Origin of the sequence: Williamsia sp., assembly GCF_016462415.1 — a bacterium.
Taxonomy (GTDB): Bacteria; Actinomycetota; Actinomycetes; order Mycobacteriales; family Mycobacteriaceae; genus Williamsia_A.
The window spans coordinates 1-22,228 of the sequence record NZ_JAEMTF010000017.1 but is presented as its reverse complement, the minus strand read 5'-3'; the positions used below and the strand labels follow the sequence as shown (position 1 = coordinate 22,228).

Sequence of the window (22,228 nt, the reverse complement as noted above, 5' to 3'; positions counted from 1 at the left end):
TCCCGGCGCGCGAGACATCCAATTGTCGATCGGCAGGTCCCGCCGTCTACCATGCCCTGTAGTAGATGTCGGCGTTCTCGACGACGGTCTCGACGAGGTGTCACCTCGCGACCACCGCACACCCGTATCCCGCTCAGCGCCACGGGATACGGCATGCGACGACACGACACGACGAGTGCAGCGGAATCAGGAGAGCACGTGGAGATCGGGCACAGCGGTGGGGGACACGGAGCCGCCACCACCCGTCCCGTCCGTTCCCCCGACGAGACGCCGGGAACGTCCGGTGCGAGCCGTCTGCGGACCACCGTCCTCGCCTACATCGCGCTGACCAAGCCGCGCGTCATCGAGTTGCTGCTCGTGGCCACCGTGCCGGTGATGCTGCTCGCCGACCGCGGGTCGGTCGACATCGGTCTGATCGCCATCACCCTGGTCGGCGGATGGCTGGGTGCGGCGAGTGCCAACACGCTCAACATGGTCATCGACCACGACATCGACCAGAAGATGAAACGCACCGAACGACGCCCGCTCGCGCGCCATGCGGTGTCGCGTCTGAACGCGTTGATCTTCGGACTCGTCCTCGGCGCCGGCTCGTTCGCGGTGCTGTGGAGCTTCGCCAACCTGCTCAGCGCCCTGCTGGTCATGGCCACCATCGCGTTCTACGTGCTCGTCTACACGATGGTCCTCAAGCGTCGGACCTGGCAGAACGTCGTCTGGGGTGGGGCCGCGGGATGTATGCCCACCCTCGTCGGCTGGGCCGCGGTCACCGGATCGATCAGCTGGCAGCCGGTGGTGCTGTTCCTGATCATCTTCTTCTGGACGCCGCCGCACACCTGGGCGCTGGCCATGCGCTACAAGGAGGACTACCGGGCTGCCGGCGTTCCGATGCTCCCGGTGATCGCCACCGAGGTGCAGGTCGCCCGGCAGATGGTGTTCTACACCTGGGCCACCGTCCTCGCGACGCTCGCGCTGATCGCCGCCACCGGGTGGATCTACGCCGTGGTCGCCGTCGGTGCCGGTGCGTGGTTCCTGCGGGCGGTCCACAAACTGCTCGCGACGACCCGCAACGGCGGCGAGATCGCCCCGCTGAAGGTGTTCCTGCAGTCCAACGAGTACCTGGCCATCGTTTTCTGCGGCCTCGCCGTCGACTCCGTCGTCCACCTGCCGACGGTCGCCAGCCTCTTCTGAGTCGATCCCTCAGGGGATCAGGACGATCGACCCCGTGGTCGCGCGCGCCTCGAGGTCACGATGCGCCTGCTCGGCGTCGGCCAGCGCGTAGCTGTTGCCCACTCGGACCTCGACCCGCCCCTGCGCCACCGCCGCCATCACCTCGCCGCTGCGCCAGGCGAACTCGTCCGGATCGGCCACGAAGTTCGCGAGCGTCGGGCGCGTCACGGTCAGCGATCCGAGCCCGTTGAGTCGTTGCAGGTCGAACGGCGGCACCGGACCGCTCGCGGCACCGAACAGCACGACCGTGCCCCGCACGCGGGTGCTGCGCAGACTCTGCTCGAACGTGTCGGCCCCGACCCCGTCGTAGGCCACCGCGACACCCGTGCCGTCGGTGAGTTCGCGCACCGTGTCGGCGACGTGGTCGCCGTACCGCAGCACCTCTGACGCCCCCGCGGCCCGCGAGAGTTCCTCCTTGGCGTCGGTGGACACCGTCGTGATCACCCGGATGCCGCGTGCGGCGGCCATCTGGGTCAGCACGAGACCGACGCCGCCGGCGCCGGCGTGCACCAGGATCGTGTCGCCGGGGGAGTCGGCTCCCGGCCCCTGCGGGTGGGCGCTCCCGTCGAGCAGATAGTGCGCGGTCAGTCCCTGCAGCAGCGCGCTGGCGGCGACGGGGTCGGCGACCTCGTCCGGCACCGGCACCGCCCGGGCGGCGGTGACCAGCGCGATCTCGGCGTAGCTGCCCGGCGCGTCCGACCACGCGACCCGCGATCCGACGCGTCCCTCGTCGACGCCCTCGCCGACCGCGATGACGGTGCCGGCGCCCTCCGAGCCCGGGACGTACGGGGTCTGCGACGGGTACAACCCCGAGCGCAGGTAGGTGTCGATGAAGTTGATCCCGACCGCGCCCACCCGCACCGCCAGTTGACCCGGGCCCGGGGCCGGATCGTCGATCTCGACGCTGCGCAGGACTTCGGGTCCGCCGTGGGCGGTCACGTGGATTGCCTTCATGTCCACCGTTCTACCGCGAGCCGTCCGATCGGGCACCGCAGGCCCACCGATATGCTGACGTCCATGGCCGATACCTCCGAAGACCAGGGCACCGTCGAGCAGGACGAGAACGCACGGTCGATCCGCATCCCGCGCGGCACGCTCGCCGCGGTCGCCCGTTTCGTGCGCAGCAACGGCGGCTCCGCGACCGCCGTGGTCGAGCCGATCGGCACGTCCGGCGTGCGGGTGCTCATGGTCGGTTCGGAGACCGGAGTGATGGGCGATCAGGTCGTCGCCGACGTCGAGACCGCGCACGCGCTGGTCGGCGCAGTCGACGGACTCGAACTCGGTGAGTGGGATCGCGAGCTCAGCGCCTCGGCGACGCCGCGGACCGGCCACTGGGCCAAGATGGCCGGGTGGGTCGCCCGCACCTGATCGCTCAGGCGCGCAGGCCGGGCGCCTCGGTCGGTGATGCCAGTGCGTCGGATGACGTCGCCGACATGGCCTGACGGGGTCGCATCGCGACCCAGAGTGCCGCGGTCGCCGCCACACACGCGCCGGCACCGGCCACGTGCATGACCACCAGCACCTCGGGGATCCCGGTGAGGTACTGGGTGAGGCCGATGAGTCCCTGGGCCAGCACGAGCGCCACCAGGACGTAGAGACGGCGTCGCAGGCGCGCGGGTGCGCCGACGGCCGCGAGCCCGAATCCCAACGCGACCACGAGGGCCAGATACGCGATCATCAGCTCGGCGTGTGCGTGGACCAGCGTGGTGATCTCGATGGCCAGCCGGGGGACCGGCTTCTCGACGCTCTTGTCGCCGGCGTGCGGCCCGGCGCCGGTGACCATGGTCCCGGCCACGAGGAGTGCACTCATCACCGCGGCACTGAGCGCGGTTAGCCAGCGCAGCGGGTCGGGCACCTGCTTGAGCGCCTCGCCGTCGTCGGGTTCGCGGACCTTCTCCAGCAGCAGCACCGACAGCCAGACCATGCCCATCGACACCAACAGGTGGATCGCGACGGTCCACCACAGCAGGCCGGTGAGCACGGTCAGTCCGCCGAGTACGGCCTGCAGGACCGTCGACAGCGGCATCAGCCATGCGTAGAAGCGCACCTCGCGGCGGCGGCCGGCGCGCGTGACCGCGAGGACGATCAGGGCGGCGGTGAGGACCACCGCGAACGTCAGCATCCGGTTTCCGAATTCGACGGCGGTGTGGATGGCGGCCACCGACGCGTGCGGCTCGGGGGTGAAGCTGCCCGGGAAGCACTGCGGCCAGGTGGGGCAGCCGAGACCCGAGGACGTGACCCGCACGATCGACCCGGTGACGGCGATGCCGGCCTGCGAGAGCATCACCGCGATGGCGATGCCGACCTGCACGCGTCGGGAGGGGAGGGGGAGGTGATTCACCAGCCGGACGAAACCGCGATACAACACGTCTTCGATGCTATAGACCCCGGTGAGGGCGGATCACCACGCGGTTGGTGTGGTCACGTGATCCTGGCCACGCGGCGTCAGGTGAAGCGGAAATACCGTACGGCGGCCGCCCCGGCGACGACGCCCCAGGCGATCAGCACACCGAAACCGACGTAGTCGACGGACTGCTCGCCGGCGCGGTGCAGGACCTCGCTGAGCGCCCCGGACGGCGTACACCGGGCGATCCATCGGACGGCGGTGGGTACGCCGTCGCCGATCACGACGAGGCTGCCGACACCGATCAGGACGAACCAGATGACGTTGGCCAGTGCGAGCACGATCTCCGCCCGCAAGGTGCCGCCGAGCAGCAAACCCAGTGCGGAGAACGCCATGGTGCCGATGGCGATGGCGACGGCCCCGAGGAGCAGCCCGGACACCGACCAGTTCCACCCGAAGGCGACGCCGATCAGCCCGATGATGATGGCCTGCAGCACCACGACGATCGCGACGGCGATCGACTTGCCCGCGATCACGCCCCACCGGGGCAGCGGGGTGGCGCCGAGCCGCTTGAGTGCGCCGTACCGGCGGTCGAAACCGACCGCGATGGCCTGTCCGGTGAACGCGGTCGACATCACCGCCACCGTCATGATCGCGGGGACGAACCGGTCCGCGCGGTTCTCCTCGAAGGTGCCGATGGGCAGCAGGCAGAGCCCGATCAACAGGGTGACCGGGATGAACAGCGTGAGCAGCAACTGTTCGCCGTTGCGCAGCAGGAGGATCAACTCGATCCGCGACTGGGCGAGGAGCATCCGCAGGACCGGCGCCGGGCGCGGATCGGGGGTGAACAGGCCCGGGGTGAAACGTGAGGCCCGTGCGGCCGCGGGAGTGGTCATCCGCGCAACTCCCGTCCGGTCAGGTCGAGGAACACGTCCTCGAGGCTGCGTGTCTCCACGCGGAGGTCGGTGGCGAGCACGTTGATCTTCGCGCACCACCCGGTGACGGCGGCGAGCACCTGGGGGGTGACCTCACCCGCCACGAGGTACGTGCCGGGATTGACCTCCGACACCCGGTAGCCCTCGGCGAGGATCGACACGAGCAGGGTCAGGTCGAGTCCGCGGGGCGCACGGAACCGCAGTTCGTTCTCGGCGCCGCGGCTGGTGACCTCGGCGGGCGTCCCGTGTGCGACGACCCGGCCCTTGTCGATGATGATCAGGTCGTCGGCGAGTTGTTCGGCCTCGTCCATCAGGTGGGTGGTCAGCAGCACCGACACCCCGTCGGCGCGGAGACGGTCGATCAGCTCCCACACCAGGATCCGTGCGGCGGCGTCGAGGCCGGCGGTCGGCTCGTCGAGGAACACCAGTTCCGGACGCCCGACGATCGCGCACGCCAGGGCCAGTCGCTGCTGCTGTCCGCCGGACAGACGGCGATAGGAGGTGCGAGCGGCGTCGACGAGCCCCAGGGTCCGCAACAGCCAGTCAGGGTCGATCGGGTTGGCCGAGTAGGCGGCGCACAGTCGCAGCATCTCGCCGGCGCGGGCCCCCGGGTACGCTCCGCCGCCCTGCAGCATGACTCCGATGCGGGTGCGCAGTCGTTCGTTGTCGGCGACCGGGTCGAGACCCAGAACTCGGACCTCACCGGAGTCGGGGACGCCGAACCCCTCACAGATCTCGACCGTCGTGGTCTTGCCCGCACCGTTGGGGCCGAGCAGGGCCAGCACCTGGCCACGTTCGAGGTCGAGGTCGAGACCGTCGACCGCGGTGAGGTCTCCATACCGCTTGACCAGCCCGCGGATCTGCAATGCGGGCGCCTGCGCCACGGGTCCGGCGTGGGCGGAACCGCTCCCGTCGACGGGCGGCGCGGCCGCCGGGTGACGGAGAGGACTCTTCACAGGGCCCAACACTATTCGTCGGCGGCCTCGAGTCGCCAAACGGACCTGGGCGGACGGTGGTCGGGGATCAGTCCCCGGGGGTCGCGGTCGCCGGCTCGCGGGTCGGCGTGACCTCCGCGGGTGCGGACGGTGGTGGCCCGTCGTCGTCGCGATCGACGGTCTGCGGGGTGTCGCCGGTCTTCTGCCAGGGCATCTTCTCGAAGAACACGGCGGTCAGCACGGCGGTGAGGAAAATCGACGCGACGATCGCCTCCGCGAGCTGGAACCCGCGGGTGCCCGCACCTGTGGGCAACACCACCACCGCGATGATCGCCGACACCGCGATCGCCACCAGGCGGAACCACCGGCCGGTCGCCCACGCGGCGAGCGGGATGACCGCCCAGAGCAGATACCAGGCCTGCACGAACGGGAACAGCAACACGAACATCGCCATGGCGATCCCGAGCGCACCCAGCGGGTGCAGACGGCCGGCCAGGGCCGCGAGCAGCCATCGGATGACGAACAGTCCGGCGATGACCTGACCGATGGGACGCGCGACGTCGAGCATCGCCTGGGTGTGATCGCCCAGCCCCACCAGCACACCCACCCGACCGCCGGTCACCGACAGCAGCGTGGGCATCGACATCCACGACCGGACCACCCCGCCGGTGCTCAGGGTCGACGTCCAACCGAACCCGAGGCCTGTTCCGAGACAGATCGCCACCACGACCACGACCAGGATGGTCATCAGCGCTCCGGCGGACGCGGCGAGCGCGATCACCGACTGTCGCGACCGCGCCCACCACTGCGACGGCGGCGCGTGCCGCAACGCGGGCAGGGTGGCGCCCCAGCGCAGCGCGAGGGCGATGCCGACGAAACCGAGTGCCAGCAGTGAACTGATCTTGACCATCGACGACGCCGCGATGATCGCCGTCCCCGCTATCAGCAGCCAGCCGCTGGGACTCGGCAGGATCGTGCCGACCCGTCGCAGGCGGTGCGTGCCGTAGATCGCCCGGAAGCACAGCTCGAGACCGGCGAGCATGAGCCCCAGCATTAGGGCCTCGTTGTGGATGCCGCCGACCAGATGGAGGATCAGCAGCGGGTTCAGTGCGCCGAGCCAGAGTGCGGCGGTGGGCGAGACCCCGCAGCGGCGGGCCAGGCGGGGCAGTGCCCAGACGATGAGTGCGACACCCACCAGTGCGAGCATGCGATGCAGCAGGATCGCGGTGGTGAGGTTGTCGCCGGTGATGGCGGTGATGTTCTTGCCCAACCACAGGAACAGCGGCCCGTAGGGCGCGGGGGTGTCGCGCCACAGGTTGGGCACCGACCGCGTCAGGACGTCACCGACCCCGAGTCCGCGGACCGGGCTGACCTTGTACGGATCCATCCCGCGGTAGGCGATCGCGCTCTGGGCGAGATACGAGTAGATGTCCTTGCTCAGCAGCGGGGGCGCCAGGATGATCGGCGCGATCCACAGCAGCAGGGTGCGGTCGGCCTGACGCTGCGACATGCGGCGTCGCGGCTTGGTGCCGCCCATGACCTCGACGTTGAGCCGGCCGACCGCGAACCGTCCGAGCAACAGCCAGGCGAGGACCAGGATCAGGGTTCCGCCGATGGACAGCGTCAGCGCGACCGGCCACATGCGTGAGGGCAGCGACAGCACGCGTACCCCCGCGATCGGGTTCTGCAGGACCGGGACGGCGCCGGTACCCAGGGAACCGATGAGGATGAGGATCGATCCGACCGCCCCGAAGATCCGAACCCGGTTCAGACGCCGGTTCTCGTCCGGTTCCAGATCGCCGACCTCGGGCTCCTCGCCGTGCAGACGGGCCATCGTGACGCCGTAGTCGCCGGTGTCGTCGACCGCCGGTGACGCCGACCGCTGACGCAACCCCAGGTAGGTCAGCGCGGCGCGGACACGGATCCGGACGCCGGACACGGCGTCTGGATCGACGGTGTCGACGCTCCCTGCGTGCGCAGGCTGCTCCGCGCGGGGTGTGGGATCGGGCACAAGACAAGACTGTAATCGTCCCGGGTGTCCTCGGTGGTCGGCCGCGTGTCCAGGTGTTTCCGCGGTGTTCTGCTGCCGGTGGTTGCGCGGCTCCGACCGTGGTCAGAGGAGGATAGGTAACCCTTGCTGGCATGCGGTGTCCAATTAGGTGACACTTGTGTTGTGAAATCCACTCAGGACGGTTCTGCCGTGTCCGTCGACTCCGGTGTTGCACCGGTGTCGGTGTCGCACGACGGTCAGACCCGCACCGCGGTGGTGGCCTTTCTCGTCGAGCACGGACCGGCCACTGCCGGTGACATCGGCGAGGAGTTGGGGATGAGCGCGGCGGGTGTGCGCAGGCACCTCGATGCTCTCATCACCAGCGGGGAGATCCGGGCGTCGGCGGTGTCGGCGCGCTATGCGCGGCGCGGTCGTGGACGCCCGGCCAAGCAGTTCCAGCTCACCTCCATCGGACGCGGGAAGCTTCATCACGCCTACGACGACCTCGCCGGTGCGGCGATGCGTCGACTGCGTGACGTTGCGGGCGAACAGGCGGTCCGCGACTTCGCGGCCGACCGGATCGACGCGATCGTCGCCGATGTGCCCGAGAACACAGCGGGCGATTCCGATCCCGATGCCGTGATCGAGACCGCCGACCGGATCGCGGTCGCACTCACCGCCGCCGGGTTCTCCGCCAACACCCGTCGTGTGGGTGCCGGTGTGCAGATCTGCCAACACCACTGCCCGGTCGCCCACGTGGCCACCGAGTTCCCCGAACTGTGCGAGGCCGAGACCGCCCGGTTCACCAACCTCCTCGGCACGCATGTGCAGCGCCTGGCGACCATCGCCAACGGCGACTGCGCCTGCACCACACACGTCCCACTAGCGGTGGCGTCGTCGGCTGATCCGGCCGACGCCGACACTCGCGGTACGAACGACAGCCCGTCGTCGTCCGATGCACAGCTCGCATCGGCCGTCGGCACCAACCGAGAGGACTCTCGATGACAGTCACCGATCCACGCACACCGGTCGCGCCCGCGCTGACCCAGGAGGAGACGATCGACTCGCTCGGCACCTACGGGTACGGGTGGTCGGACTCCGACGTCGCGGGTGCGAGCGCCAAGCGCGGCATCAACGAGGCCGTCGTCGCCGACATCTCGGCCCGTAAGAGCGAGCCCGAGTGGATGCTGGCCGCCCGCCTCAAGGCCCTGCAGACCTTCGGCAAGAAGCCCATGCCCACCTGGGGTTCGAACCTCGACGGCATCGACTTCGACAACATCAAGTACTTCGTGCGCTCGAGCGAGAAGCAGGCCGCCACCTGGGACGACCTGCCCGCCGACATCAAGAACACCTACGACAAGCTCGGCATCCCCGAGGCCGAGAAGCAGCGGCTGGTCTCCGGTGTCGCGGCGCAGTACGAGTCCGAGGTCGTCTACCACTCGATCCGTGAGGACCTCGAGCAGCAGGGCGTGCTCTTCCTCGACACCGACACCGCGCTCAAGGAGCAGCCCGAGCTGTTCCGCGAGTACTTCGGCACCGTCATCCCCGCCGGTGACAACAAGTTCTCCGCGCTGAACACCGCGGTGTGGTCGGGTGGCTCGTTCATCTACGTGCCCACGGGCGTCCACGTGGACATCCCGCTGCAGGCCTACTTCCGCATCAACACCGAGAACATGGGCCAGTTCGAGCGGACGCTGATCATCGTCGACGAGGGTGCCTACGTGCACTACGTCGAGGGCTGCACCGCGCCGATCTACAAGACCGACTCGCTGCACTCCGCGGTCGTCGAGATCATCGTCAAGAAGGGTGGTCGGTGCCGCTACACGACCATCCAGAACTGGTCGAACAACGTCTACAACCTGGTGACCAAGCGCGCCAAGGCCGAGGCCGGCGCGACCATGGAGTGGGTCGACGGCAACATCGGCTCCAAGGTCACCATGAAGTACCCCGCGGTGTGGATGACCGGTGAGCACGCGAAGGGCGAGGTTCTCTCGGTCGCGTTCGCCGGACCGGGCCAGCACCAGGACACCGGCTCGAAGATGGTGCACCTCGCGCCGAACACCTCGAGCAACATCGTCTCGAAGTCGGTCGCCCGTGGTGGCGGTCGTGCGTCGTACCGCGGTCTGGTCCAGATCAACAAGGGTGCCCACGGATCGCGATCGACGGTCAAGTGTGACGCCCTGTTGGTCGATCAGATCAGCCGCAGTGACACCTACCCCTACGTCGACATCCGTGAGGACGACGTGACGATGGGCCACGAGGCCACCGTCTCCAAGGTCAGCGACGAGCAGCTCTTCTACCTGATGAGCCGTGGACTGACCGAGGACGAGGCCATGGCCATGGTGGTCCGCGGCTTCGTCGAGCCGATCGCCAAGGAACTCCCGATGGAGTACGCCCTGGAACTGAACCGGCTCATCGAGCTGCAGATGGAAGGATCCGTCGGTTGAGCACGGAAAACATCACCGCAGGACCCTCGGGAGTCGTCGGCGCCGTCCGGGGTGAGAACGTCCATCCGGTCACCAACAAGGGTGAGCTGTTCACCTCGTTCGACGTCAATGCTTTCGAGGTCCCCGGATCTCGTGACGAGGCGTGGCGTTTCACGCCGTTCCGCCGGCTGCGCGGTCTGCACAACGGTGAGGCGGTGGCCGACGGCACCGCGAACGTGACCGTCGAAGGTGTCTCGGACGGCGTGACCGTCGAGACCGTTGGTCGCGACGACGCGCGTCTCGGCGACGGCGGCGTCCCGTTCGACCGGATCGCCGCGCAGGCGTTCTCGTCGTTCGAGTCGGCGACGGTCATCACCGTCGGCCGGGAGGTGGAGGTGGCCGATCCGGTCACCATCACCATCACCGGTCCCGGTGAGGGCCGGGTGGCCTTCGGGCACACCCAGATCCGGGTCGAGCGTTTCGGGCGGGCCGTGGTCGTCATCGATCAGGCCGGCAGCGGGACCTACGCCGAGAACATCGAGTTCGTGGTCGCCGACGGAGCGCATCTGACCGTCGTCAACCTGCACGACTGGGCCGATGACACCGTGCATGTCGCCGCTCATCACGTGCGACTCGGTCGCGACGCGACCATCCGACACTTCGCGGTCAGCCTCGGTGGTGACCTGATCCGTCTGTCCCCACTGGTGCATTACGACGGCCCGGGCGGCGACGCCGAGATGTGGGGTCTGTACTTCGCCGACGCCGGACAGCATCTGGAACAGCGTCTGCTGGTGGACCACTCGCAGCCGAACTGCAAATCCAACGTCGTCTACAAGGGCGCCCTGCAGGGCGATGCGAGCAACCGTGCCCGCGAGGCGCACACGGTGTGGGTCGGCGACGTCCTGATCCGCGCTGAGGCCGAGGGCACCGAGACGTTCGAGGTCAACCGGAACCTGTTGCTGACCGACGGCGCGCGCGCTGACTCGGTGCCGAACCTGGAGATCGAGACCGGCGAGATCGTCGGCGCCGGCCACGCCAGTGCGACGGGACGATTCGACGACGAGCAGTTGTTCTACCTGCAGGCCCGTGGAATCCCCGAGGACCAGGCGCGGCGACTGGTGGTCCGCGGTTTCTTCGGCGAGGTCATCGCCAAGATCGGCGTGCCCGAGATCCGCGAGCGTCTCGAGGCGGCCGTCGAGGCCGAACTCCAGATCGCCGGGGCCTGACGGGTCCCGCGCCCGCACACACTTCGCACGACTACGACCAAGAGGACTGAAACACCGTGGCAACACTCGAAATCCGTGACCTGCACGTCAACGTCACGCCCAAGGACTCCGACGCGGAGCCCATCGTCATCCTCAAGGGTGTCGACCTGACCGTCGAGTCCGGTCAGACCCACGCGATCATGGGGCCCAACGGCTCCGGCAAGTCGACGCTGTCGTACGCGATCGCCGGTCACCCGAAGTACCAGGTGACCCAGGGGACGATCACCCTCGACGGTGAGGACGTCCTGGCGATGACCGTCGACGAGCGCGCACGCGCCGGACTGTTCCTGGCGATGCAGTACCCCGTCGAGGTTCCCGGCGTGTCGATGTCGAACTTCCTTCGTACCGCGGCCACCGCGGTCCGCGGCGAGGCGCCCAAGCTGCGCCACTGGGTCAAAGAGGTCAAGGAATCCCTGAGCGAGCTGGAGATCGATCCCTCGTTCGTCGAGCGATCGGTCAACGAGGGCTTCTCCGGCGGCGAGAAGAAGCGCCACGAGATCCTGCAGCTCGGCATGCTCAAGCCCAAGATCGCGATCCTCGACGAGACCGACTCCGGCCTCGACGTCGATGCGCTGCGGGTCGTCTCGCAGGGTGTCAACAACTACCGCGAGCGTGAGAACGGTGGGGTGCTGCTCATCACGCACTACACGCGAATCCTGCGCTACATCAAGCCCGAGTTCGTCCACGTGTTCGTCAACGGCCGTGTCGTCGAGTCCGGCGGCCCCGAGCTCGCCGACGAGCTCGAGGAGAACGGCTACGTGAAGTTCACCAGCGCGGCCGCGGGCGCCTGAGCGTTCGCCCCACGGACCGCTCGCATTCTCTCGGGAGGTGATCGCATGACCACAACCGTCGCGACCGACTCGCCGGTCGACGCCCTCGACGTGGAGCGGCTCCGGGCCGACTTCCCGATCCTGGCCCGGACCGTGCGCGACTCGAAGCCCCTGGTCTACCTCGACTCCGGGGCGACCTCGCAGCGTCCGCTTCAGGTGCTCGACGCCGAACGGGACTTCCTGACCACCTGCAACGCCGCGGTCCACCGGGGTGCCCATCAGCTGGCCGAGGAGGCCACCGACGCCTACGAGGACGCCCGCGAGATCATCGCCGGGTTCGTCGGCGCCGAGACCGACGAGATCGTGTTCACCAAGAACGCGACCGAGTCGCTCAATCTGGTGGCCTACACCCTCGGCGACGATCGATCGGGCGCCCTGTTCGGTGGGAAACCACTCGGACCCGGCGACACCATCGTCGTCACCGAACTCGAGCACCACGCCAACCTCGTTCCGTGGCAGGAACTGTGCCGCCGAACCGGGGCGACCCTGCGTTGGTACGGGGTCACCGACGACGGTCGCATCGATCTGAGCTCGCTCGACCTCGACGACTCGGTCAAGGTCCTCGCGTTCACGCACCAGTCCAACGTGACCGGCGCGGTCGCCGACGTCGCCGAGATGGTGCGTCGCGCCCGCGCCGTCGGCGCGCTCGTCGTGCTCGACGCCTGCCAGTCGGTTCCGCACATGCCGGTCGATTTCGCCGCCTCCGACGTCGACTTCGCCGCGTTCTCCGGGCACAAGATGTTCGGTCCGTCGGGCGTCGGTGTGCTCTACGGCAAGCGCGCGTTGTTGGCCGAGCTGCCTCCGTTCATCACCGGTGGATCGATGATCGAGACGGTGTCGATGGAGGTGTCGACCTACGCCGACCCGCCCCAGCGCTTCGAGGCCGGCGTGCCGATGACCTCGCAGGTCGTCGGACTCGGCGCGGCCGTCCGCTACCTCCAGGCCATCGGTATGGACGCAATCGCCGAGCACGAGCGCGTCCTCGTCGGACACGCATTGGCCGTGCTCGGTGCCATCCCGGGCGTGCGGATCATCGGTCCGACCGACACCACCGACCGCGGGGGAGCGGTGGCGTTCCTCGTGGACGGCATCCACGCCCACGATCTCGGTCAGGTCCTCGACGACGAGGGTGTCGCCATCCGCGTCGGACATCACTGCGCATGGCCGCTGCACAAGCGCCTGGGCGTGGCGGCCAGCGCGCGTGCATCGTTCGCCGCCTACAACACCACCGCCGAGATCGATGCGCTCGCCGCGGCGATCGTCACCGCGCAGAAGTTCTTCGGGGTGGCTGCGGGAACGGAGCAGCGGTGAGAATGGAACAGATGTACCAGGAGGTCATCCTGGATCATTACAAGCACCCGCACGGTCGCGGACTGCGAGAGCCCTTCGGCGCCGAGGTCCATCACGTCAACCCGACCTGTGGCGACGAGATCACCCTGCGCGTCACGCTCTCCGACGACGGCTCGTCGGTCACCGACATCTCCTATGACGGTCAGGGCTGCTCGATCTCCCAGGCCGCGACGTCGGTGCTCTACGACCAGGTGGTCGGCATGGACATCGCCGAGGCGCTGGCCACGGTCGGCTCGTTCAACGACATGATGACCTCACGCGGGAAAGACGAGGGCGACGAGGATGTCGTGGGCGACGGCATCGCCTTCGTCGGAGTCAGCAAGTACCCGGCCCGCGTCAAGTGCGCGCTGTTGGGCTGGCTGGCCTTCAAAGACGCTCTCGCACAGACCGTTGCACTGCAGTCCGCGGAAAGGAACTGACATGACTGACACCACCACACCGACCGGCGAGGTCACCACCTCCCTGCCCAGCCTCGACGACATCGAGGAGGCCATGCGCGACGTGGTCGACCCCGAGTTGGGCATCAACGTCGTCGACCTCGGCCTGATCTACGGCATCGATGTCGACGCCGAGGCCGTGGCCAAGATCGACATGACCCTGACCTCGGCGGCCTGCCCGCTGACCGACGTCATCGAGGACCAGTCGCGTGCGGCGGTCGTCGGGAGCGGGCTGTGCACCGAACTGGTGATCAACTGGGTCTGGCTGCCGCCGTGGGGCCCGGACAAGATCACCGATGACGGACGCGAGCAGCTCCGGGCCCTGGGCTTCACCGTCTGACCCTCGTCGATCGGCGTTGGATCCCCACACCGGCCCTGAGCGGCCCACCGATTCTCACGAAACGTCGGACTCTGACGCGACGTCCGATGTGGACGACAGACGTGCGCGCAGGCGCCGACGCTGGTATCAGCCCCCGGTGGCGGAATCCCGTGTCGACCGACTGATCCGGGAGGCCCGTGAGCGAGGCGACTTCGACGACCTGCCCGGCCTCGGCAAGCCGCTGGATCTGAGCGGTCTCGACGACCCCGACTGGTGGGCCAAGAAGAAGATCCGTGACGAGGGGCTCGACTCGTCGGAGTTGCTGCCGGCCACGTTGCAGTTGCGGCGCGAACGCCAGGAGTATCCGGAGTCGTTGCGCGACATACGGAGCGAGGAGGCAGTTCGCCGCATCCTCGTCGATTTCAACCGCCGGGTGAAGCGTGAACGACTGGCGCCGTCGCTGGGTCCGGCCTCACGCATCGTTGTGGCCACGATCGACATCGAGGAAATGATCACGAGGTGGCGGGCACTGCCGCGCTAGACGAATCGGCGAGCGAGCACAGTGGCGCTCTTTTGGTTGTAGTGGTAACAATGGTTGTTATGACTACAACTACTGCAGACGACGACGCCCCGGCTCGTTCCCTCGACCGTGTTCTGTTGATCGGCGCCTCACGTGGGCTCGGTCTCGCGCTGGCCGACGAATGGTCCGGCCAACGACGAGAGGTGGTCGCCACCGTGCGTGGTTCGCGTCGGACGCCCCTGCACGATCTCGCCGACCGAGACGACCGGGACATCGAGATCGAGACCGTCGACATCACCGAGCCCGAACAGATCGCTTCGCTCCGAGAGCGCTTGGCGGGCCGGACGTTCGACCTGCTATTCGTCAACGCGGGCGTCACGAACGAACCCGAGGGGACGGTCGCCGAGACCAGCGACGAGGAATTCACCCGGGTCATGATCACCAATGCGCTGAGCCCGTTGCGCGTCATCGAGGCGCTGGCCGACCTCGTGGAACCCGACGGCACGATCGGGGTGATGTCGTCGGGGCAGGGGAGTGTCACCAACAACGTCACGGGCGGCCACGAAATGTACCGCGGGAGCAAGGCGGCGCTGAACACCTACGTGCGTAGCTACGCAGCGCGGCATGCAGGCGACCGTCGCTCGCTCGTGCTGATGGCGCCGGGGTGGGTGCAGACCGATCTCGGTGGCAGCGAGGCACGTCTCACCGTCGACGATTCCATCCCGAACGTCGTGAGGACATTGGACTCCCTGTCCGGATCAACCGAATTGCGATACGTCGACTACCTGGGACGTACGGTTCCGTGGTGAGCGACGGCGCGGACCAGGAAGCGACCGACCGGGACCACGGTGCCTGGGCGCGGATGTACCGCTACGTCGAGGCGCAGAACCGCCGGGGCGAACTCGCCGACGCACTCGGGTTTCGCCTGGGCGGCGGTCGGGGCAAGGTCCTCTTCCAGCTGCGAGACCGGCCGATGACGCTGCGCGACCTCGCCGAGGTCAACAACGTCGACGCCCCGTACACGACGCTGATCGTCGACAAGCTCGAAGCGCACGGCCTCGTCGAGCGACGTCCGCACCCCGACGACCGTCGGCGCAAGCTGGTCACGCTCACGGCGGCCGGTCACGACGCCATCGCGACGGCCGACGCCATCCTCCTGCGGCCGCCGTCGTCGGTGTCCGCGCTCACCGACGGCGAACTCCGTCAGCTGGCCGCACTTCTCGGTCGCCTGCTCGACGCGGAGGACGACACCACCGGCGACGCCTGAATTCACCAGCGGGTCGGTGCCGCGGCACCTCGTGCGACCGCGATCCCGACACCCGGGTCGGCGACCCGCATCATGGTGAGCATCGCCGCCATCACCCCGCGCGGATCGTCGCGACCGGACAGGTAGGCCCGTTGTCGATCGGCGGGCAGCTCGAAGAATGCGTCGAAGAACTCGACGGTGGTCTCGGCGTCGAGACCCAACAGAGCGTTGAGCCCTCGCCGACGCAGGGTGTGCACCAGTCGGGCGCGCGCCGTCCACAGCGCCGATCCGGGATCGTCACCCCGCGCGATCGCGGCCACGACAGCATCGGCGCAGCGCATCGAGGTGGCGACGCTGTACCCCGTCGCCGGGTGCATCAGACCACCGGCCGCACCGAACGTCATCGGCCGCGATGTCCATGGACGCCCGCCACCTCCGGTGACCGCGAAATGCACCCGTTCGATGTCGTCGCCGTCGACGTCGATCGCGTGGCCGCGACGACTCAGCCTGGTGCGCAATCGATCTCGCAGGGTCCCGACCGACAACGCCGGGTGCCCGACGAGACAGGTCTCCTCGACGAGGACCCGGTCAGCCGAGACCGGGACGGTGTACAGGAAGCTCGGGACACGGGGCCCGTCGTCGGAGCCGTCGAACGGCCGCCAGTCCATCAGGACGGCCGGGTCGGCGCCCAGGATCGGGGCGGCCTGCTCACGGGGTACGAAGACGCCGTACGCGGTCTGGGCGGGTCCGGTCGTCGATATGGACCCGCGCGCGTCGACGACGACCTGTGCGGCCACCGTCACGCCGGTGCTCAACGACACCGACCGTGCGTCGGTGGTCATCGCCGTCCCGGCTACCGCTCGCACCCCGTCGAGGGCCAGGCTGCGCTGGAGGGCGGCGGTGTCGAGCACCGTGTATCCGCGGCGCAGGGTGTGATGGGTGGGGGAGTACACCGCCACCGATTCGACCTGATGCGAGATGGCGACAGGGTCGACCCACCCCGGGAGCTCGTCGGTCCAGGCGGCGTAGGTCGAGCGCCACACCCGGTCGGGGTCGCGGTCGACGAGGACGACATCGATCCCGGCCAGCGCGGCACGGTGGGCCAGGGAACGTCCCGCCGGTCCGGCGCCGACGACGGCCAGGGTGCACCGGTGGACGGTGTCGCCCACGGCGGTCCTAGCTGCCGGCGGCGAGCATGCCGCCGTCGACGCGGATCGTCTCCCCGGTGATCCAGCTGGACTCGTCGCCGGCGAGGAACGCCACGACCTGGGCGACGTCGGTGGGCACGCCGACACGCTTGAGGGGGTACCGCGACGCGACGACGTCCTCGCCTGCGGCCAGCAGACCCTCGGCGAACTGCGTCTTCACCACTGCCGGGGCGACCGCGTTCACCCGGATACCGGGTCCCAGCTCGGCGGCGAGTTCCTCGGTCAGGCGGATCAGCGCGGCCTTCGACGCACCGTAGGCGGCGATCACGCCGGTGGAACGCAGACCGGCGACGCTCGCCACGTTGACGACGGTTCCGCCGTGCTCGCCCATACCGGCGCGGTGGCACTCCTGGATGAAGCCGAGCGCGGCAACGACGTTGACGTCGAAGATCTTGCGAACGGCGTCGAGGTCGGCCGACATCAGCGGACCGAAGACGGGGTTGATCCCGGTGTTGTTGATCAGGATGTCGACGGTGCCGGTCGCTGCCGCAGCGGTGGCGACCGCACGGGCACGGTCCTCGGCCGACCCGGCGTTACCGGGGTCGGATGCGATGACGGCCCCCGGGACCGCGGTGCGGATCGACTCCGCAGCCTGCGCCAGCGGCTCGGCTTTGCGTGCGGTGATGGTGACGGCGGCTCCACGACGGGCGAGTTCGGTGGCGATCGACAATCCGATGCCACGACTCGCGCCGGTCACCAGGGCCGAGCGTCCGGCGAGCGATCGGAGGCCGGATTCGGCGGGTGTGTCTGTTGGTTCGGTCACATCCTGCACCGTAACGAAGCACCTCCGGCGCCGCCCGGCCGGTCGTGGCGAAAAGCAATGGTCATGAGCGCGTAAACTCAAACGTCGTGATCACGGCAACCGACCTCGAGGTGCGCGCAGGCGTCCGCACCCTCCTCAATGTTCCGGGGCCGGGTATCCGCATTCAGCCCGGCGACCGGATCGGACTGGTCGGACGCAACGGCGCCGGCAAGACCACCACCCTGCGCATCCTGGCCGGTGAGGGCGAACCGTACGCCGGATCCGTCAGCACCATCGGCGAGGTCGGGTATCTGCCGCAGGACCCCAAAGAGGGTGATCTGAACGTCCTCGCGAAGGACCGGGTGCTCTCCGCGCGGGGTCTCGACACCCTGCTGCGCGACCTGGAGAAGCAGCAGGCGCTGATGGCCGAGGTCGCCGACCCGGTAGCCCAGGACAAGGCGGTGCGCCGCTACGGAGAGCTCGAGGACCGTTTCTCCTCGCTCGGCGGGTACGTCGCGGAATCCGAGGCCGCACGGATCTGCAACAGCCTGAGCCTGCCCGACCGAGTCCTCGAGCAACCGCTCAAGACGCTCTCGGGCGGTCAGCGCCGGCGTATCGAGCTGGCCCGGATCCTGTTCGCCGCCGCCGACGGCAGCGGCGGGAAGTCCAACACCACCCTGCTGCTCGACGAGCCGACCAACCACCTCGACGCCGACTCGATCGGCTGGCTGCGCGCCTTCCTGCACAACCACGACGGCGGCCTCGTCGTGATCAGCCACGACGTGGATCTGCTCGCCGACGTCGTCAACCGCGTCTGGTTCCTCGACGCGGTCCGCAGCGAGGTCGACGTCTACAACATGACATGGAAGAAGTACCTCGACGCCCGCGCCAGCGACGAGCAGCGCCGTAAGCGCGAACGCGCCAACGCCGAGAAGAAGGCGGGCGCGCTGCGCGTCCAGGCCGCGAAGATGGGCGCCAAGGCCACCAAGGCCGTCGCCGCGCAGAACATGCTCAAGCGTGCCGACCGGATGATGGACGAGCTCGACGCCGAGCGGGTCTCCGACAAGACCGCCAAGATCCGCTTCCCCGAGCCCGCCTCATGCGGCAAGACGCCGCTGATGGCGTCCAACCTCACCAAGATGTACGGATCGCTGGAGATCTTCACCGGCGTCGACCTCGCCATCGACAAAGGCAGTCGGGTCGTCATCCTCGGGCTCAACGGCGCGGGCAAGACCACACTGCTGCGCCTGCTCGCCGGCGTCGAGAAGCCCGACACCGGATCGCTCGAACCCGGATTCGGGCTCAAGGTCGGTTATTTCGCCCAGGAGCACGACACCCTCGACGACCGGGCGTCGGTGTGGGAGAACATCCGCCACGCCGCACCCGATGCGGGCGAGCAGGATCTACGCGGCCTCCTCGGCGCGTTCATGTTCACCGGGCCGCAGCTCGAGCAGCCGGCCGGGACTCTGTCGGGTGGTGAGAAGACGCGTCTGGCGTTGGCCGGGCTGGTGTCGTCGGCGGCCAACGTGCTGCTGCTCGACGAGCCGACGAACAACCTCGATCCGATCTCCCGCGAGCAGGTGCTCGACGCGCTGCGCACCTACTCCGGCGCCGTCGTGCTGGTCACGCACGACCCCGGTGCCGCGGCCGCGCTGGAGCCCGAGCGGGTCATCCTGCTGCCGGACGGCACCGAGGACCACTGGAGTGACGAATATCAGGAGCTCATCGAGCTCGCCTGATGACGCGAAGCTCCTCGATCCCGAATGTGTCAACGATACTGCTGCTGCAGTTGACCTTTCACCAGCTTGCCGGTGGCGGTGCGGGGTAGTTCGTCGACGAAGTCGATCGTGCGCGGGACCTTGTAGGCGGCAAGCGCCTCGCGGGTGAAGGCGATGAGCTCGGCGGCCAGGTCCTCGGACGCCGCGGTCCCCGCCTCGAGCTGCACGCAGGCCTTGACCTCCTCGCCCAGTTCGTCGTTCGGCACCCCGATCACCGCGACGTCGAACACCGCGGGGTGACCGATCAGGATGTTCTCGGCCTCCTGCGGGTAGATGTTCACGCCACCGGAGATGATCATGAAGGCCTTGCGATCGGTCAGGTAGAGGAAGCCGTCGTCGTCGACGTGCCCGATGTCGCCGGTGGTGGCCCACAGGGGATGGTCGGGATGCTGTGCGGCACGGGTCTTCTCAGGGTCGTTGTGATAGGAGAAGGTCTGCGCCTCACGCTCGAAGAACACGGTCCCGGTCTCGCCGGTGGCCAACTCGGTCCCGTCGTCGTCGCAGACGTGGATGACCCCGAGCAGTGGCTTGCCGACCGATCCGGGGTGTTCGAGGGCTTCCTCGCTGTTGATGAACGTGGCGCCGACCGCCTCGGTCGACGAGTAGTACTCCTGGATCACCGGGCCCCACCACTCGATCATGGCGCGTTTGACGTGCACCGGACACGGCGCCGCAGCGTGGATGGCGACCTTCATCGACGACACGTCGTAGGCATCGCGTGTCTGCGCGGGGAGTTTGAGCATGCGGATGAACATGGTCGGCACCCACTGGCTGTGCGTGGCCCCGTACTTCTCGATCAGTCGCAACGCCTCCTCGGCGTCGAACCGGTCCATCATCACCACGGTGCCGCCAACCGACTGCGTCATGCCGCAATACCGCAGCGGCGCAGCGTGATAGAGGGGAGCAGGGGAGAGGTAGACGGTGTTCTCGTCGAACCCGTACATCGGCGCGAAGATCGCCGTGTAGACGTCCGGGATCTCGTCGACCTGACCCTCGGGCAGAGCCGGTTTGATCCCCTTGGGTCGGCCGGTCGTCCCCGACGAGTAGAGCATGTCGTGCCCGCGTGGTTGAGTCGCCGGACGTAACGGCGACGCCGCCGCGAGGGCCTCGTCGTAGGAGTCGAACCCGTCGATTCCCGCGCCCCAGGCGAAGCGGCGTTCGATGGTCGGTACCTCATCGCTGGCCGAGACCGCATCGGCGGAGGCGGTGCTCGCAAACAGTACGCGCGCACCACAGTCGCCGAGGATGAAGTTCGTCTCCGCAGCCGTCAGATGGTAGTTGACCGGGGTGATGTAGAGCCCGGAACGCAGTGCGGCCCAGTAGACCTCGAACACCCGGAGGTCGTTGGTCGACACCAGTGCGATGCAGTCGCCGCGCCGCAGTCCCAGTTCATGCAGCAGATTGGCCAGGCGGGTCGACCGTTCGTCGAGTTCGCGGTAGGTGAGTTGCTCACCGGTGGCAGGCGAGATCGCGGCCGGCTTGTCGGGCATCGTCGCCGCGAAAACTCCTGGGAACATCGTGGCCTTCCGTTCGGACATGACCGAGCGATCAGTCGGTGATCCCGATGGTAACGATCGATTCTCGCCGCCGCGGCAAAGTAAGCGAACTTATGTACCGGCGCGGTGCGGTCACCGGTGTCGTTGCCGACCCTCGTCGGGGAAGAACTGCCTGCGGATGCCGCCCCACCACAAACCGGTCAGGACGAAGAGGACCAGGGCGAGCACCCACAGCCACGTCGTCTGCGAGATCAACCCGATGAACAGGAGGACCGCAGCCAGCGCGGTGGCCCCGTACCCGATTGCGATACCGGGGCCGAACCGATAGTCCTGAGCCATCATGGCCTCGACGTCAGCCGAGCCAGACGGGCGTCACGGTGGCACCGGATGCCTCCGCGAGAACGACCGGTGGAACCGGTCCCGGGGGGCACCGCGCGGTCATCGGGACCGGGGACGGCGCACCGACTCCTCGACGAGATCGAGGACGGCGTGCAGATCTCCGGTTCGGTGTCCCGACGCCAACCGGGTGATCATGCCGTCCAGGACCAGGTCCAGGTACTGCACGATGACCGCGGTGGGGATGTCGTCGCGGAGTCGGCCGGCGCTGCGCTGACGTTCGAGCCGGGCCAGGGTCGCGGTCTCGAGATCGACCGACCGCTCCAACCACTCGGTGCGGAACGCTGCGTCGGTGCGCAGCTTCCGCGCGATCTCCAGACGGGTTCCGAGCCAGTCGAAATCCTCGGGGTGGTCGAGCATGTCGCGCATGACCTGGACGAGACCCTGCTCGGCCGCGACGTCGGCCATCCGCTCGGCGTCCTCGTGGGCCAGCGCCAGGAACAGCGCTTCCTTGTCGCGGAAGTGGTGGAAGATCGCGCCGCGGGAGAGTTCGGTCGCCTCCTCGAGGCGACGGACGGTGGCGCCGTCGTAGCCGTATTCGGCGAAGCACCGCCGCGCGCCGGTGAGGATCTCGCGACGACGCGCGGCGAGATGGTCCTCGCTGACCTTGGGCACGGTGATGACCTCTAACTCATGGCGTGCTCACCCACGGTGGACCCGCGAGCGGGCCCACCGTGGGATGAACGGACTTCGACACTGCAGGTACTGCGTCAGCCCTTGATCATGTTGCGGAGCACGTACTGCAGGATGCCGCCGTTGCGGTAGTAGTCCGCCTCGCCGGGGGTGT

At 68.4% G+C, this 22,228-nt stretch carries 23 protein-coding genes; 13 read left to right on the top strand and 10 right to left on the bottom strand.

Annotation, left to right across the window (positions count from 1 at the left end; translation table 11 throughout):
• The first annotated feature begins 198 nt into the window (after positions 1–198).
• The gene (locus tag JHC79_RS06670) at positions 199–1,185 is read left to right on the top strand and encodes a heme o synthase (protein ID WP_296389380.1); all 987 of its coding nucleotides are present in this window, start codon (positions 199–201) and stop codon (positions 1,183–1,185) included.
• A 9-nt stretch (positions 1,186–1,194) separates the two neighbouring features.
• On the opposite strand, the gene JHC79_RS06665 is transcribed toward JHC79_RS06670, so the two are convergent.
• Positions 1,195–2,178: a quinone oxidoreductase gene (locus tag JHC79_RS06665; protein WP_296389379.1), complete on the bottom strand. Its 984-nt coding sequence runs from the start codon at positions 2,176–2,178 to the stop codon at positions 1,195–1,197.
• Positions 2,179–2,241: 63 nt separating this feature from the next.
• On the opposite strand from JHC79_RS06665, the gene JHC79_RS06660 reads away from it, so the two are divergent.
• On the top strand, positions 2,242–2,592 hold the full coding sequence (locus tag JHC79_RS06660) for a hypothetical protein (RefSeq protein ID WP_296389378.1): 351 nt from the start codon (positions 2,242–2,244) through the stop codon (positions 2,590–2,592).
• A gap of 4 nt (positions 2,593–2,596) precedes the next feature.
• Here JHC79_RS06660 and JHC79_RS06655 read toward each other — a convergent pair whose 3' ends face one another.
• The 4 genes from JHC79_RS06655 to mptB form a co-directional block, all read right to left on the bottom strand.
• Positions 2,597–3,592 (bottom strand): heme A synthase, encoded by a 996-nt coding sequence (locus JHC79_RS06655; protein WP_296389377.1) that lies wholly within the window; start codon positions 3,590–3,592, stop codon positions 2,597–2,599.
• A gap of 77 nt (positions 3,593–3,669) precedes the next feature.
• On the bottom strand, positions 3,670–4,464 hold the full coding sequence (locus JHC79_RS06650) for an ABC transporter permease (protein ID WP_296389376.1): 795 nt from the start codon (positions 4,462–4,464) through the stop codon (positions 3,670–3,672).
• A complete protein-coding gene (locus JHC79_RS06645) occupies positions 4,461–5,387 on the bottom strand; it encodes an ABC transporter ATP-binding protein (RefSeq protein WP_296389413.1) in 927 nt (308 codons plus the stop codon). The genes JHC79_RS06650 and JHC79_RS06645 overlap by 4 nt, the downstream gene beginning before the upstream one ends.
• A gap of 139 nt (positions 5,388–5,526) precedes the next feature.
• Positions 5,527–7,344, bottom strand: a complete 1,818-nt coding sequence (gene mptB, locus JHC79_RS06640) for a polyprenol phosphomannose-dependent alpha 1,6 mannosyltransferase MptB (RefSeq protein WP_296389412.1) — start codon at positions 7,342–7,344, stop codon at positions 5,527–5,529.
• Positions 7,345–7,638: 294 nt separating this feature from the next.
• On the opposite strand from mptB, the gene JHC79_RS06635 reads away from it, so the two are divergent.
• The 10 genes from JHC79_RS06635 to JHC79_RS06590 all read left to right on the top strand — a co-directional run bounded on the left by JHC79_RS06635 (position 7,639) and on the right by JHC79_RS06590 (position 15,842).
• Positions 7,639–8,433 (top strand): metalloregulator ArsR/SmtB family transcription factor, encoded by a 795-nt coding sequence (locus JHC79_RS06635; protein ID WP_296389411.1) that lies wholly within the window; start codon positions 7,639–7,641, stop codon positions 8,431–8,433.
• Positions 8,430–9,875, top strand: coding sequence for a Fe-S cluster assembly protein SufB (gene sufB / locus JHC79_RS06630; RefSeq protein ID WP_296389375.1), 1,446 nt, complete (start codon positions 8,430–8,432; stop codon positions 9,873–9,875). The genes JHC79_RS06635 and sufB overlap by 4 nt, the downstream gene beginning before the upstream one ends.
• A gap of 86 nt (positions 9,876–9,961) precedes the next feature.
• Positions 9,962–11,080 carry a Fe-S cluster assembly protein SufD gene (sufD, locus tag JHC79_RS06625; RefSeq protein WP_296389410.1) on the top strand — a complete coding sequence of 373 codons (1,119 nt, stop codon included), beginning with the start codon at positions 9,962–9,964 and terminating at the stop codon, positions 11,078–11,080.
• A 56-nt stretch (positions 11,081–11,136) separates the two neighbouring features.
• Positions 11,137–11,910, top strand: a complete 774-nt coding sequence (gene sufC, locus JHC79_RS06620; protein WP_296389374.1) for a Fe-S cluster assembly ATPase SufC — start codon at positions 11,137–11,139, stop codon at positions 11,908–11,910.
• 45 nt (positions 11,911–11,955) lie between these two features.
• A complete protein-coding gene (locus JHC79_RS06615; protein ID WP_296389373.1) occupies positions 11,956–13,260 on the top strand; it encodes a SufS family cysteine desulfurase in 1,305 nt (434 codons plus the stop codon).
• Positions 13,257–13,718: a Fe-S cluster assembly sulfur transfer protein SufU gene (sufU, locus tag JHC79_RS06610; RefSeq protein ID WP_296389372.1), complete on the top strand. Its 462-nt coding sequence runs from the start codon at positions 13,257–13,259 to the stop codon at positions 13,716–13,718. Before JHC79_RS06615 ends, sufU begins: the two co-directional genes overlap by 4 nt.
• Position 13,719: 1 nt before the next feature.
• Positions 13,720–14,076, top strand: a complete 357-nt coding sequence (locus JHC79_RS06605) for a metal-sulfur cluster assembly factor (RefSeq protein WP_296389371.1) — start codon at positions 13,720–13,722, stop codon at positions 14,074–14,076.
• Positions 14,077–14,212: 136 nt separating this feature from the next.
• Positions 14,213–14,596 carry a DUF1992 domain-containing protein gene (locus JHC79_RS06600; RefSeq protein WP_296389370.1) on the top strand — a complete coding sequence of 128 codons (384 nt, stop codon included), beginning with the start codon at positions 14,213–14,215 and terminating at the stop codon, positions 14,594–14,596.
• Positions 14,597–14,655: 59 nt separating this feature from the next.
• A complete protein-coding gene (locus JHC79_RS06595) occupies positions 14,656–15,384 on the top strand; it encodes an SDR family oxidoreductase (protein WP_296389369.1) in 729 nt (242 codons plus the stop codon).
• Positions 15,381–15,842 (top strand): MarR family transcriptional regulator, encoded by a 462-nt coding sequence (locus tag JHC79_RS06590; protein ID WP_296389368.1) that lies wholly within the window; start codon positions 15,381–15,383, stop codon positions 15,840–15,842. Before JHC79_RS06595 ends, JHC79_RS06590 begins: the two co-directional genes overlap by 4 nt.
• 2 nt (positions 15,843–15,844) lie before the next feature.
• On the opposite strand, the gene JHC79_RS06585 is transcribed toward JHC79_RS06590, so the two are convergent.
• Positions 15,845–16,990, bottom strand: coding sequence for a lycopene cyclase family protein (locus tag JHC79_RS06585; protein ID WP_296389367.1), 1,146 nt, complete (start codon positions 16,988–16,990; stop codon positions 15,845–15,847).
• A 7-nt stretch (positions 16,991–16,997) separates the two neighbouring features.
• Positions 16,998–17,792 carry an SDR family oxidoreductase gene (locus JHC79_RS06580; RefSeq protein ID WP_296389366.1) on the bottom strand — a complete coding sequence of 265 codons (795 nt, stop codon included), beginning with the start codon at positions 17,790–17,792 and terminating at the stop codon, positions 16,998–17,000.
• Between the two features lie 86 nt (positions 17,793–17,878).
• Here JHC79_RS06580 and JHC79_RS06575 point away from each other — a divergent pair, with 86 nt between their 5' ends.
• Positions 17,879–19,510 (top strand): ABC-F family ATP-binding cassette domain-containing protein, encoded by a 1,632-nt coding sequence (locus tag JHC79_RS06575; RefSeq protein WP_253663240.1) that lies wholly within the window; start codon positions 17,879–17,881, stop codon positions 19,508–19,510.
• 29 nt (positions 19,511–19,539) lie between these two features.
• Here JHC79_RS06575 and JHC79_RS06570 read toward each other — a convergent pair whose 3' ends face one another.
• The 3 genes from JHC79_RS06570 to JHC79_RS06560 all read right to left on the bottom strand — a co-directional run bounded on the left by JHC79_RS06570 (position 19,540) and on the right by JHC79_RS06560 (position 22,056).
• Positions 19,540–21,066 carry an acyl-CoA synthetase gene (locus JHC79_RS06570; protein WP_296389409.1) on the bottom strand — a complete coding sequence of 509 codons (1,527 nt, stop codon included), beginning with the start codon at positions 21,064–21,066 and terminating at the stop codon, positions 19,540–19,542.
• Positions 21,067–21,177: 111 nt separating this feature from the next.
• Positions 21,178–21,387, bottom strand: a complete 210-nt coding sequence (locus JHC79_RS06565) for a hypothetical protein (protein ID WP_296389365.1) — start codon at positions 21,385–21,387, stop codon at positions 21,178–21,180.
• A gap of 96 nt (positions 21,388–21,483) precedes the next feature.
• Entirely contained in the window at positions 21,484–22,056 is a 573-nt protein-coding gene (locus tag JHC79_RS06560; RefSeq protein ID WP_296389364.1) for a TetR/AcrR family transcriptional regulator, read from the bottom strand.
• Between the last annotated feature and the right edge of the window lie 172 nt (positions 22,057–22,228).

Excerpts from the sequence above, each read along its gene's own strand:
- JHC79_RS06650 (WP_296389376.1), bottom strand. The coding sequence starts at position 4,464 with ATGACCACTCCCGCGGCCGCACGGGCCTCACGTTTCACCCCGGGCCTG.
- JHC79_RS06605 (WP_296389371.1), top strand. The coding sequence starts at position 13,720 with ATGACTGACACCACCACACCGACCGGCGAGGTCACCACCTCCCTGCCC.
- JHC79_RS06615 (WP_296389373.1), top strand. The coding sequence starts at position 11,956 with ATGACCACAACCGTCGCGACCGACTCGCCGGTCGACGCCCTCGACGTG.
- JHC79_RS06595 (WP_296389369.1), top strand. The coding sequence starts at position 14,656 with ATGACTACAACTACTGCAGACGACGACGCCCCGGCTCGTTCCCTCGAC.
- JHC79_RS06665 (WP_296389379.1), bottom strand. The coding sequence starts at position 2,178 with ATGAAGGCAATCCACGTGACCGCCCACGGCGGACCCGAAGTCCTGCGC.
- JHC79_RS06565 (WP_296389365.1), bottom strand. The coding sequence starts at position 21,387 with ATGATGGCTCAGGACTATCGGTTCGGCCCCGGTATCGCAATCGGGTAC.
- sufB (WP_296389375.1), top strand. The coding sequence starts at position 8,430 with ATGACAGTCACCGATCCACGCACACCGGTCGCGCCCGCGCTGACCCAG.
- JHC79_RS06570 (WP_296389409.1), bottom strand. The coding sequence starts at position 21,066 with ATGTTCCCAGGAGTTTTCGCGGCGACGATGCCCGACAAGCCGGCCGCG.
- JHC79_RS06660 (WP_296389378.1), top strand. The coding sequence starts at position 2,242 with ATGGCCGATACCTCCGAAGACCAGGGCACCGTCGAGCAGGACGAGAAC.